This window comes from Actinoplanes sp. ATCC 53533, assembly GCF_003947245.1.
In genome coordinates this window covers 1-12,258 of record NZ_QHHV01000223.1, presented here as the reverse complement: position 1 = coordinate 12,258, position 12,258 = coordinate 1, and the positions used below count along the sequence as shown (strand labels likewise).

The following is a 12,258-nucleotide window of genomic DNA, read 5'->3' as shown; positions in this document are numbered from 1 at the left end:
GTGGCGGCCGGCCGGGCCGCCCTCACCCCGGGACCACGAGGAGAAGACCATGACGGAGTACCTGATCACCTTCAACGACGAGTGGGTGCCCGACCAAACGGCGGAGGAAGTGCGCGAGAAGGGCACGGCGGCCCGGGCGGTAGTCGAGGAGATGCTGGCGGAAGGTGTCCTGATCTTCTCCAACGGCGGGCTCGACCGGTCCACCGCGCTGTGTGGTGTCGAGCTGGTCGACGGCGAGCCGGTCTTCACCGACGGCCCGTACGTCGAGACCAAGGAGCACCTCGGCGGCTTCGCCGTCGTGAACGTGCCCGACGACGAGGCGGCGCGATACTGGGCCGGCCGGCTCGCGACCGTGCTCGACTGGCCGCAGGAGGTGCACCGGTTCCGAGGTCCCGGGCTGGCCCGGCGGGACGGCTCCGGGAAGAAGTGAGCCCGGTGCCCAGGTGTCCGCTGTCCGTCCACGGGCCGGCACTCGCCGCCGAAGGGTCGAAAGCACTGCTGAAGCCGTGACCGACCCTACCGTCGAGCAGGCGATCACCCGTGCCCACCACGAGGAGTGGGCGCGCCTGGTCGCCGACCTCACGCGCCGTTTCGGCGACCTCCACGTCGCCGAGGAAGCGACCGCCGAGGCGTTCGTAACGGCCGCGGAGCGGTGGCCGCGCGCGGGCGTACCGCACAATCCCGGTGGTTGGCTCGCCACCACCGCGACCCGCAAGGCGATCGATTGGCTCCGCCGCGAGTCGCAGCGCGACGCCAAGCACCAGGCGGCCCGAATCGGGTACGACGACACCCCGCCCGAGCCGACCGGCCCCGTCGAGGACGACCGGCTCAGACTGGTCTTCACCTGCTGCCACCCCGCGCTCGCGATGGAGGCCCGGGTGGCGCTCACCCTGCGCCTGCTCGGCGGCCTCACCGCCCCCGAGATCGCCCGCGCCTTTCTGGTGCAGGAGACCACGATGGCGCGTCGGATCACCCGGGCCAAGGCGAAGATCAAGGCGGCAGGCATTCCCTACCGGGTGCCCTCGGCCGACGACATCCGCGACCGGCTCGCCGGCGTACTCGCGGTCGTCTACCTCATCTTCAACGAGGGCTATCTGGCCGGCCAGGGGGACGCCCCGGTACGCGCCGACCTCACCGACCGGGCGATCCACCTCGGCCGCCTGCTCCGGACCCTCCTCCCGGACGACGGCGAGGTCGCCGGACTGCTCGCCCTGATGCTCCTCACCGAGGCCCGGCGACCGGCACGCGTGTCCCGCACCGGGGAGCTGGTGACCCTCGACGAGCAGGACCGCGGCGCATGGGACCGCACCCTCATCGCCGAGGGCAACGCCCTGGTCCGCGAGCGGATCAGGGCGGTGGCGACCGGCGGTGACCCACCCGGGCGCTACCAGCTGCAGGCCGCGATCAACGCGGTCCACACGGAGGCCCCATCCGCCCGGGACACCAACTGGTCCACGATCGTCACCCTCTACGGCCGCATGGTGCTGCTCGACCCCTCGCCGATCGTGCGGCTCAACCGCGCGGTCGCGATCGCCGAGATCGACGGCCCCGGGGTCGGGCTCGCCGAGATCGACCGGCTCGCCGGGATCCTCGACGGCTACCACGCCCTGCACGCCGCGCGCGCCGACCTGCTGCGGCGACTCGGGCGCAGCGGCGAATCACGGGCGGCGTACGACCGGGCCATCGATCTCACCGGCAACCCCGCGGAACAGGCCTACCTCACCCGCCGCCGCGACCAACTCGCCGGCTGACCGAACCGGGGAGCCGGCCCTTCCAGCAGCCTGACCACGCTGCTCGTGAAGTGGACTACCGAACGGTCAGGAAGCCGTTGCCCAGATAGGAGATCGGGCGCGGGCCGGCCAGCGTGTCCATCAGGTCCAGACACTCGCTGCGCGTGACCCGTTCGAGGGCGGGCAGCAGCTTCTCGTCCTGGGACTTGACCTGACAGGTGAACACGGCGTTGTCGTCCACGATGCGGTGGCTGACCTCAAAGCCGGCGCCGTCGTCACGGAATACAGCCGCTGCTCCACGAGTTGGCGGCGGCGATCAGTCCGCCGCCAGCCGCCCCGCACAGTGCGAAGATCCCGAAAACGATGAGCTTGGTGCGGCTGCCGAAGTAGAGCCCCAAGGTGCCGATGAGGCTGCTGATCTGCCCACGCCCGAATCCGCCGAAAACCATGATGATCGGAAAGGCGATGACGTACGCCGCGATCGGGGCGATCAGCGCCTTACCGACGCCGTCTACGGCGTTGGCCAGCGGACAGGAAAGGGAGACTGCGAGGACCCCGTCGACCGCGAGCACTAAACCTCCAAGTTGGATTGGCCTGGGTCCAGTCTCCGCGACGCGGCTACGGCCGAACAGTTGCAGATGTCATGGGCTACGTGACGAGCATTCACGTCCGGGAAAGCTTGAGGCCGTGTTGATCAAGCGGCGGCTCGTGGTGGACCATGGAATTCCCCGTGGAGACCTCTGCCGACCCGACGGATTGAAGCCTCGTGGCGTTCCCTTCTGGACCGCAGCCGCGGTGAGGGTGCGTTCGACGCCGGACCTGCCGTGCGACGATTCCAGCATGACGCCGGACGACATCGCCACGCTCGTGACCGGGACAGGGTTCGGCGTGGGGCACCCGGACGTCGTCGAGCGCTTCACGACCCCGCTGCGGGCGATCTGGGCGGACATGGAGGCGCTGCCCCGCACGGATCCCTTCTGGACCGGGCAGTGGAACGACCGGGCCACGGTAAGCAAGCTGCGGGCGTACGCCAGCGAGCGTCTCCGACGAGATCCGACCGACCGGGCCGCCGGCCGGACGCTGGCGGCGCTGGACCTGCACTACGGCGCCAACGAGGCCGGCCTGCCATACCTGGCCCCGGAGCTGGATGCGGAGCCCGCCGTCGTTGGCGATGCGGTGGTCGCCGCCCAGTGGATCTGGGAACAGACCGGGGTGGACACCACGCACGCCCTGCGCCGGGCGCTCGCCGACGTGGACCGGGGCGCCCTGACCGACCTCACGCGCGGCGGGCGTGGCTGGACCGCGACGGCTGCGCGCGTCGCCATGCACATTCTGGGCGGGCTCGATCTGGACACGGCGTACGCTCGGAGCCTGGCCGAGGTCACCGCATCTCCGGCACCGACCGACGACGGGGGTTCTTCCCGCGGCACATAGCGCGGTTTCCATCGCCACGGGGTGGCTTGGGTCGCCGCCGGTGTCGCCTCGCCGGGGCGGATCGAGTGAGCCCATCCCCGGTGGCCTTGTCCGGCTTCCGCCGCCCTTTGCCCGTCGTCACCCGAACGGGCCACGGACCGGCATCGCGGAGTCCGCTGGTGCAGGCCGTGATCGGCGCCGTCGGGTCGGTGGCCGCAGGTCGCGCGACAGCACGATCGACCCGACCGGTCCGGACACCGCGCCATCGGCCGAGACGGGCGCCTGATGAAACCGCCCGCGCCGAACCGGCTTCGGTCGCGGACACTGCTGCGCCCGATCCTCGTCGCCCGCAAACCTCCGCACCGGCGTCGTTGACCTCGCCCCGGACATACCGGCGCGACGACGCCGAGCGGGTCGCGGCCGGGATCGAGGAGCACTGCCGGTCCGGTGCGGACGTTCCCCGCCGACGCGTTCCGCGCCCTCGCTGCGATCTTGATCTGATCACTCGAAACCCCCGTCGCCCGGAAATCGATCGACCACGGGGCATACAATCGATGCTTCTCGATCATATGATGCCTGAAACCGCTGAGGTAAGCGCTTGCCTGGGAGACGACGATGAGAATCGCACGGTGGATGACGGCGGCCGCAGCGGCCGTGAGCGTGCTGGCGGCGACGCCCGCTTTCGCGTCGGCTCATGGCGGGCCCGGCACGGCGTCGCGGCCGATCCTGTCACCGGCGGAGGCTGCGCCGTTCACCCCCGGAAACTATCTCGGCTTCTCCGGGCCGTATGCCGCGCCGGTGGCAGACCCGTGGCGGCCGCAGCCGATCGTGACCCGGCACCGCGACTTCGTGGTCGGGGGCCGCGGATTCTCCACCGTGCAGGCTGCGGTGAACGCGGCGTTCAAGGCCGGTGGCAGCACCCGCCGCTCCATCGCGATCCTGCCGGGCACGTACCCGGGGACGGTCTTCATCCCGGCCGGCTCACCGCCGCTGACCATCTACGGCGTCGGCCGCCCCGCCGATGTGCGGCTGGAATTCACCGTGGACGCGACGCTCACCCCGGCCGCGTGGGCCGCGCTGGTCAATCCCGACGGGCGCTATGCCGAGGGCGACCCGGCCTGGGAGATGTTCCGGTCCTGCGCGACGCGGACCAGCACCAACGCCGGACTGTGCGCCACCGTGGTCTGGTCGCAGAGCACCGACCTGCAGCTCAAGGGTCTGACCATCACCAACACCCTGCTGGACACGGTCGACCGCGGCACCCACCAGGCGCTCGCCCTGCGCACCGACGCCGACCGCACCCAGCTGGAGGACATGCGCCTGATCAGTCGACAGGACACGTTCCTGGCCAACGCGAACGACGTCGCCCGGATCGCCCGGGTCTTCGTGCGGGACAGCTACATCGAGGGTGACACGGACTTCGTCTTCGGCCGCGCCAGTGCCGTCTTCACGCGCACCCGCTTCCACCTGGTCTCCACGCGCAAGGACTCCGGCGGCGTGATCTTCGCACCGAACACCGACCCCTCCTATCCGTACGGATTCCTGGTCGTCCGGTCGCGGATCACCGCCGACGAGGGTTACCGGGCGGCGCCGACCGGCCGTCTCGGCCGGGCCTGGGACCAGGGCGCGGGCACGACCGGCTATCTGCCCGGGGTCACCCCCAACGGGCAGCTCGTGATCCGCGACAGCACGCTGGGGGCCGGCTTCGCCGCGGCGACGCCCTGGGCGCCGGCGGCCACCACCGCACGCCCCTTCGCCGCGCGCGTCGACGCCGGCCGCGACCTCAACGACATCTACTTCAACCGGCTCTTCGAGTATGCGAACCGAGGCCCCAGCGCCGCCGGGTGACCTTTGTGGACGGCCGGGCGGCTACCCACAGGCCGCTCGGGCACCAGGCCCTCTGGGGGGGTGCCCGGCCGGGCAGTCCCGCGAGCTGTACCGGTCAGAGGCGCAGAGCCGCCCGGAGCAGGACCTCTGCTCCGGCGATCAGGTGGGCATCGTCCGAGTCCTCATCGGGGGCGTGACTGACCCCGCCCCGGCTCGGCACGAAGATCATTCCGATGGGGGCGATCGCGGCGATGATCTGCGCGTCATGGCCGGCGCCGCTGGGCATGGTGCGGTGTGACAGCCCGAGTTCGCGGGCAGCGGCGGTGATGACGTCGCGCAACGCCGGCTCGGTGGGCACCGGGCCGAACCGGGTCACCGCGCGGACCGTGGCGTCGACCTCGCCGGCGCTGTCGACGCGGGCCACCTCGGCCAGCACCGCCGCCTCGGCCGTGGCCAGCCGGTCGGCCCGGTTGTCGCGGATCTCGGCCGACATCCGCACCAGGCCCGGGACGGCGTTGGTGACCCCCGGTTCGATGGTGAGCACCCCGACCGTCGCCACCGCGCACAGCTTGCGGTCGCGGGCGACGGACTCGACGGCCAGGACCAGCCGCGCGGCCGCGGTCAGCGCGTCGGCCCGCCCGTCCATCGGCGTCGTGCCCGCGTGGTTCTGCCGACCGGTCACCACCAGGTCGAAGATGGTCCGGCCCACCACGGCGTCGACCACCCCGATGGTCACGCCCGCCCGCTCCAGCACCGGGCCCTGCTCGATGTGCAGCTCGAGGTAGGCGCCGACCGACCCGGGGGGCCACGCCGCCTCCGCCGTCCGGTCCAGATCGCCGCCGGTCTCGCGCAACGGGCGCCGCAGCGAGGCGCCGTTGACGTCGGTGGCGTCCTCGGGGTTGTCGAGCTGGCCGACCACGGCCAGCGAACCCCAGAACGGGTACGGGAAGAGGGAACCCTCCTCGTTGGCGAAGGCGATCGCCACCGGCTCGTACCGCAGCGGGGTGTCGTGTGCGGCCAGCACCCGCAGCACCTCCCAGGCGGCGGCCACACCGTAGGCACCGTCGAGCCGGCCGCCGTTGCTGACGCTGTCGAGATGGGAGCCCATCAGCAACGCCGGCACGTCCGTCCGGGCGCCGGGCCGCCGCACGATCAGGTTGCCGGCCGGGTCGACCGTCGGCACCAGGCCGACCTCGCGGGCGGCGTCGGCCAGGTAGCGCCGGGCCTCGTCGTCGGCCGGCGAGAAGCCGAGGCGTGACACGCCGCCCCGCTCGTCGGCCCCGAACCAGGCCAGCTCCTCGACCGTCCGGAGCACCCGCGCACCGTCGACCCGCGGCTCCGGATCCGCGGCCACACCGACGTTTCCCGCCGAGCGCGGGCTCCGGACGGCCGGCGGGGTCGACGTCATCGGGTCACCCGCTCGGGCTCGGCGGCGAACACCGGCAGGCCGGCCGTGAGGGCCTCGATGGTCTTGAGGGCGGCGCTGGGGGTGTCCACGGTCCGGAACAGGTTGTCGGCCGGTGCGTCCGCGAATCCGTTGTGAACGATATCGGTGTTCAGCTGGAGCAGGCCCCGCCACCGTTGACCGACGTCGAGCAGCACCATCGGCTTGGCGTGCAGCCCGAGGTAGTTCAGCGAGAGCACTTCGAAGATCTCGTCCAGCGTGCCGTACCCGCCGGGCAGGGCCAGGAAGACGTCGGCGCAGGCGAGCATGCGCTCCTTCCGGGCGGCCATGGTGGGGGTGAGGAACCGCTCCTGGGGCGGGGCGGCGATGCCCCGTTCGCGTTCGTAGAGGAAGGCCGGGATGATCCCCATCACGTCGGCACCGCTGTCGTAGGCGGCCCATGCCACCTCGCCCATCAGGCCCGAGCCGCCCCCGCCGTAGATGAGCCGGTGGCCGGCCCGGCCGATCAGCGTCCCGAGCTCTCGGGCCGCGGCGACGTCCTCCTCCGCTCCGGATCGGGCACCGCAGAACACACATATCGAAAGAGAGGCCGCCGGCGAGAACGGTTCCAGCGGGAGAGTCGGTACAGGGGTCATGACGATTCCTTCGGTCAGGGACGACGAGACCGCGGCTGACATCGGCGGGCGCCGGGCTTGGGCCGACGCCGCGACCGGCGGGCAATCCGATCCGCGACCCTAAATCCATCACGACCGGCTATCGAAGCCGTATCGGTCGGCCATCGATGCGTGGTCGCGCATCGTCGGCCGACCGGCGGGTCAGCTTGTGGCGAGCGGCCCGGCCGACTCGACCGTCTCCTCGGACGCCTCGGACGCCTCGGACGCCTCAGACGGTTCGGCCGCTTCCTCGGGCGAACGGCGCTGTTCCTTGCGGGTCAACAGGTACAGGGCGCTCAGGCCGAAGGCGACGCCGACCGCGGCGATCAGCACTCGATAGTCCACAACGGACACGAGTGCCGCCCCGAAGGCGATGGAGAGCGCCTGGGGCACGCTGAGGCACACGTTCAGCGCCGCGTAGGCCCGCCCCTGCAGCGCCGACGGGGTGGACTGCTGGAGCAGGGTGATCGAACCGGCGACGATCCATGGCAGGGACATGCCCACCAGCACCATCCCGGCCAGCACGACCGGCACGAGGCCCACCGCCAGCAGGGGCATGCCGATGGCGAACAGCAACAGCCCGAGCCCCACCGTGAGGCCGGCCGTAGTGGCCCGCATGATCCGGCCGGCCAGCAGGCCGCCGACGATCCCGCCGCAGCCCTGCGCGGTGGCCAGGACGGCGACGAAGGCCGGCGAGCGGTGCAGGCCCGAGTCGACCACGGCGAACAGGAGCGACTCGAGGAAGCCGAAGAACGTCACGGCGAAGGCGGCCGCGAACATCACCTGGCGCAGGCCGGCCCGGCCGAACAGATGCCGTGCCCCGGCCGACAGCGCGGCCCAGCTGGTCCGCTGGCCCGCCTCGGGCGCCGGCTCGTCCACGCGGATCAACGTCAGCAGCGCCGCGGCGACCAGGAACGTACCCACGTCGAGCAGGACGACGACGTATGGGCTGAGGATCACGAACAGGCCGGCGCCGGCCAGCGGGCCGCCCAGCCGGATGCCCTGCGTCACCGTCTGCACCACGCCGTTGACGTCGCCCAGCTGCTTGGCCGGCACCATCACCGACAGCAGCGCCGACTGGGCCGCGGCCAGCACCGTGTTGGAGATCCCGTAGAACACCATCACCACGTACACGAGCCAGATGTCGTCGGCGTCGCGGACGAGCAGCAGCGCGGCCACCACGACGGCGGTGCTGACGTTGGTCGCGAGGAGCACCGGGATGCGTCTGACCCGGTCGACGAGCAGCCCGCCGAGCGGACCGAACAGCTGGGCGGCGGCGAAGGCGAAGAAGACCAGGCCGGCGGCGGCATTGCTGCCGGTCAGCGTCTTGACCCAGACCGCAGCCGCCAGCCACAGGGCCGTGTCGCCGAACAGCGACAGGGCCTGGGCCAGGAGGTACCAACGGACGTTTCGGTCCCGCAACAGCTGCAGCACGGCTCAACTTTCCCGGAGAGTGACCGGCATCGACTCGATGCCCCAGATGAGATTGGAGTTCAACCGACGGACCGGCCCGGCCAACTCGACCTGGTCGACCCGTCGCGCCAACTCGCCGAACAGCACGCGCAGTTCGGTGTTCGCCAGCGCGCCGCCGAGGCAGTAGTGCCCGCCCGCGCCGAAGGCCAGGTGCTGATTGGGGGTCCGAGTGATATCGAACCCATCGGGGTCGGTGAAGATCTCGTCGTCGCGGTTGGCCGCGGCGTTCCACAGGGTGACCCGGTCGCCAGCCCGGATGGGCTGGTCGCCGATCGTGGTGTCGACCACGGCGGTCCGCAGCACGTGCAGGGCCGGGCTGGTGTAGCGGAGCACCTCGGGCACCGCGGTGGCCAGCACCGCCGGCTCGGTGCGCAACCGGTGCCACTGGTCGGGGTGGCCGATCAGGGCGAGCACGCCGCCGATCGAGGCGTGCCGGGTCGTCTCGTTGCCACCGGAGATCAGCCCGTCGCAGTTGAGGAAGATCTCCTCATCGGTCAGCGGGACGCCGTCGATGTCGCCGTGGGCCATCGCGGTGATGAGATCCTCGCCCGGCTCCCGCCGCCGGAAGTCGACCAGGTCGGCGTAGTGGGTCAGCAGGTCGGCGTGGGCCTCGGCGGCGGCCAGGGCGGCCCGCGCGGGGTCGACCGCGCCCCCGCGGTCGCCGAACGCGAGCCGGGTCCGGTCGAGCATGAAGGCCCAGTCGGCCGGGGGCACGCCGAGCAGGTCACAGATGACCGACACGGGCAGTTGGGCGGCCACGTCGGCGAAGTCGACCGTGCCGGCGGCCAGGGCGTCGTCGAGAATGCGGCCGACCGTGGCCCGCATGGTGTCCTCGAGCCGGCTGGCCGTCCGGGCCGTGAAGGCTGAGCTGATCAGCCGCCGGATCTGGTGGTGCCGGGGCGGGTCGGTGACGATCAGCATCTTCCCGGCGGCGGCGTCGCTGGCCCGCTGGTCCAGGTCCAGCCGCATGCCCCGCTGCGACGTGAACGTGTGGTGGTCCTTGTACACGGCGGCCACGTCCCGATAGCGGGTCAGCGCCCAGAAGCCGTCCTGGTCGGGCCGTTCGTTCCAGTAGACCGGCGCCTCCGCACGCAGCCGCCGCCAGACCGGCACCGGGTCACCGGCCCCGTACAGCGCCGGGTCTGCCAGGTCGGGCGACGGCGGTGTCACGCCGACTCGGCCATCCGCCGCCGTAGGCTCAGCGGCCGCATGTCCAGCCAGACCTCGTTGATGTGGGCCAGGCACTCGTCCTTGGTGCCCGACGTGCCCTCGTCGGTCCAGCCGAGGGCGTTCTCGCGACCGACCGGCCAGATCGAGTACTGCTCCTCGTGATTGACCACGACCCGGAACATCACCGCGGGATCGTCCATCATGGGTTCGCTCCTTCTCATCGCACCAGATGACGCCACCATTCACCAGCCGGCTATCGGGCCGATATCGCCGGGCCATCCGCACCGACGACGCGGTAGAACACCTCGGCCACCTCCGGCGCGTGGTCGGGGCCCAGCATGGTCAGGTGGTCGCCCTCGACCAGGTGGATCCGTGGACCGGAGGGCATCAGCCGCTCCAGTTCGGCCAGGTACTCGGCGTAGGAGCCGACCGAGGCCTTGGACGGATGGTCGAGATCGGCACCGACGCACTCCGGCGTGACGACGACATCCGCGTCGCCGTCGTACGGCACCGGATCCCAGGCCACGAAGGCTTCGTAGAGCAGGCCGGCGGTGCGGACCGTGACCGAGCTGTCCAGCTCCAGCATGACCTCGGAGAGGACGTCGGAGGAGGAGGCCAGCTCGGTCAGCTGGCGCTCCAGCTCGACGATGGACGCGCTCACGGACGCGCCGGTCGAGGCGGCGGCGCGCTGGGCGACCAGGGCGTCGATCAGGTCGGCGGCGTGGCGATGCTCGGCGATGGTCTGCCGGAGGGTGGCGATGGTGCGGCGGTCGGGCCAGGACGGTTCGAGCAGGAGCAGGTCCACGTGTTCGCCTTCGCCACGCAACCGTCGGGCCAGCTCCAGCGCGATGGGACCGCTCAATGACCAGCCGAGCAGCGCGTACGGGCCGGTTGGTTGTTCCCGCCGGAGGTCGCGCAGGTAGACGTCGACCAGGTCGGAGATGTCGGCCAGCGGCTCGGCGTCACCCTCCACCCCCGGCGCCTGCAGGCCCAGCAGCCCGTCGCCGTCGCGCAGGCTCTGGGCCAGCCGGTAGTACCAGTGGACGCTGCCGCCACTGGGGTGCACGCAGAAGAGCCGGCGCCCGCCCGGCGCGGCGGCGCGGAGGGTCACCACCGTGTCGCCGTCGCGGGCCGCGACCATGGCGGCGGTCAGACCGGCCAGGTCGCGGATGGTGGGGTGGGTGAACAGGTCGCGGGCACTGATCCGCATGGGGGTGTCGCGGTTGATCGTGTTGACCAGTTGGATCGCGAGTAGGGAGTGGCCGCCGAGGTCGAAGAAGTTGTCGAAGACGCCGATGCGGTCACGGCCGAGGACGGTCTGCCAGATCCGGGTGAGGTCGTGTTCGGCGGGTGTCACGGGTGGTTGGTAGCTGGAGGTGGTGACCGTGCCGGGGGTGGGCAGGGCCTTGCGGTCGATCTTCCCGTTCGGGTTCAGCGGGAGCCCGTCGAGGAACACCCACGCGGTGGGATGCATGTAGGCCGGTAGGCGGCTGCTCAGATATTCGCGCAGCACCGCCGGGGCGGGCGCGTCGGCCGGGACCACGTAGCCGACCAGTTGCGGGCCACCGACCAGGTCGTCGGCCACGGTGACGTGGGCGGCGGTCACCATCGGATGGCTGACCACCGCCGCCTCGACCTCGCCGGGTTCTACCCGGTAGCCGCGGATCTTGATCTGGTCGTCGGACCGGCCGAGGAACTCGACGTTGCCGTCGGGAAGGACCCGGGCCAGGTCCCCGGTCCGGTAGAGCCGACCACCCGGTACCGGTCCGAACCGGTCCGGGATGAACTTGTCCGCGGTCAGATCAGGCCTGCCGTGATAACCCCGGACCACACCCATCCCACCCACGAGCAACTCACCGGTGACACCGACCTCGGCCAACTCACCGGCGTAATCCACCACGAACATCCACGTGTTCGGGATCGGCCGGCCGATCGGCACCGTCCGCGTCGAGACCAGCCCGTCAGCCTGGAACACCGAATTGGCCACCGTCACCTCGGTCGGCCCGTACTCGTTGAGCACCACCACGTCCGGGGCCAACCGCCGCCAATACTCCAACGACGCCGCCGAGAACGACTCGGCCCCGACCACCACCGTCGCGGCCAACCCCGCCGCCTCGGCCGGTGTCAACTGCGCGGTCAACAAATCCAGATGCGACGGGGTGAGCTTGATGAACGAGTACGGCCCACCAGCGACGAGCAACTCCCCCAACCGGGCGATGTCGAACCCCTCCGGTAACAGATGAACGGTCTGACCGGCGATCAACGGGCCGAACAGATTCGGCACCACCGCGTCGAACCCGATCGAGGAGAACACCGGCGCCCCACCCACACCACGACCGGAATAGCCCTCCACACACCAACGGACGAAGTTCGCCAGCCCTCCGTGCTCGACCAGCACCCCCTTCGGCCGGCCCGTCGAGCCCGACGTATAGATCACATACGCCAACGACTCCGCCGAAGTCGACCGCACCGGATCCGTGACCGGGAACCCCTCGACCACAACCGTGTCAACACACACCAACCGGCCTTCATAACCCCGGAACCGGCCCATGAGACTGCCCTGCGTCAACACCACCCGGGCACCGGT

General features: G+C 71.2%; 12 protein-coding genes. 4 read left to right on the top strand and 8 right to left on the bottom strand.

The features are described 5' to 3' along the window. Positions 1–49: 49 nt before the first annotated feature. Together DMB66_RS49685 and DMB66_RS49680 are read left to right on the top strand one after the other, a co-directional pair. Positions 50–430: a YciI family protein gene (locus tag DMB66_RS49685; protein WP_125811101.1), complete on the top strand. Its 381-nt coding sequence runs from the start codon at positions 50–52 to the stop codon at positions 428–430. 76 nt (positions 431–506) lie between these two features. After that, positions 507–1,751, top strand: a complete 1,245-nt coding sequence (locus DMB66_RS49680; RefSeq protein WP_125811100.1) for an RNA polymerase sigma factor — start codon at positions 507–509, stop codon at positions 1,749–1,751. A gap of 55 nt (positions 1,752–1,806) precedes the next feature. Here the strand turns inward: DMB66_RS49680 and DMB66_RS61850 are convergent, their stop codons facing one another. Then, positions 1,807–1,971 carry a hypothetical protein gene (locus DMB66_RS61850; protein ID WP_158647617.1) on the bottom strand — a complete coding sequence of 55 codons (165 nt, stop codon included), beginning with the start codon at positions 1,969–1,971 and terminating at the stop codon, positions 1,807–1,809. 34 nt (positions 1,972–2,005) lie between these two features. Further along, positions 2,006–2,302, bottom strand: a complete 297-nt coding sequence (locus tag DMB66_RS49675; protein ID WP_125811099.1) for a hypothetical protein — start codon at positions 2,300–2,302, stop codon at positions 2,006–2,008. A 268-nt stretch (positions 2,303–2,570) separates the two neighbouring features. On the opposite strand from DMB66_RS49675, the gene DMB66_RS49670 reads away from it, so the two are divergent. Both DMB66_RS49670 and DMB66_RS49665 read left to right on the top strand, forming a co-directional pair. Beyond that, entirely contained in the window at positions 2,571–3,164 is a 594-nt protein-coding gene (locus DMB66_RS49670; protein WP_125811098.1) for a hypothetical protein, read from the top strand. Positions 3,165–3,758: 594 nt separating this feature from the next. Then, entirely contained in the window at positions 3,759–4,991 is a 1,233-nt protein-coding gene (locus tag DMB66_RS49665) for a putative acyl-CoA thioester hydrolase (protein WP_125811097.1), read from the top strand. A 94-nt stretch (positions 4,992–5,085) separates the two neighbouring features. Here the strand turns inward: DMB66_RS49665 and DMB66_RS49660 are convergent, their stop codons facing one another. The 6 genes from DMB66_RS49660 to DMB66_RS49635 all read right to left on the bottom strand — a co-directional run. Next, complete coding sequence (locus tag DMB66_RS49660) at positions 5,086–6,378, bottom strand: Zn-dependent hydrolase (RefSeq protein WP_125811096.1); 1,293 nt, start codon at positions 6,376–6,378, stop codon at positions 5,086–5,088. Beyond that, positions 6,375–7,010 (bottom strand): TIGR00730 family Rossman fold protein, encoded by a 636-nt coding sequence (locus DMB66_RS49655; protein ID WP_158647616.1) that lies wholly within the window; start codon positions 7,008–7,010, stop codon positions 6,375–6,377. The genes DMB66_RS49660 and DMB66_RS49655 overlap by 4 nt, the downstream gene beginning before the upstream one ends. 180 nt (positions 7,011–7,190) lie before the next feature. Further along, positions 7,191–8,462 carry an MFS transporter gene (locus DMB66_RS49650; RefSeq protein ID WP_125811094.1) on the bottom strand — a complete coding sequence of 424 codons (1,272 nt, stop codon included), beginning with the start codon at positions 8,460–8,462 and terminating at the stop codon, positions 7,191–7,193. Positions 8,463–8,465: 3 nt separating this feature from the next. Continuing rightward, complete coding sequence (locus tag DMB66_RS49645; RefSeq protein WP_125811093.1) at positions 8,466–9,671, bottom strand: cytochrome P450; 1,206 nt, start codon at positions 9,669–9,671, stop codon at positions 8,466–8,468. Further along, complete coding sequence (locus DMB66_RS49640; protein WP_199753095.1) at positions 9,668–9,874, bottom strand: MbtH family protein; 207 nt, start codon at positions 9,872–9,874, stop codon at positions 9,668–9,670. The genes DMB66_RS49645 and DMB66_RS49640 overlap by 4 nt, the downstream gene beginning before the upstream one ends. A 50-nt stretch (positions 9,875–9,924) precedes the next feature. Further along, positions 9,925–12,258 (bottom strand): non-ribosomal peptide synthetase (locus DMB66_RS49635; protein WP_233625396.1); only part of this gene is annotated, 2,334 nt, incomplete at its 5' end.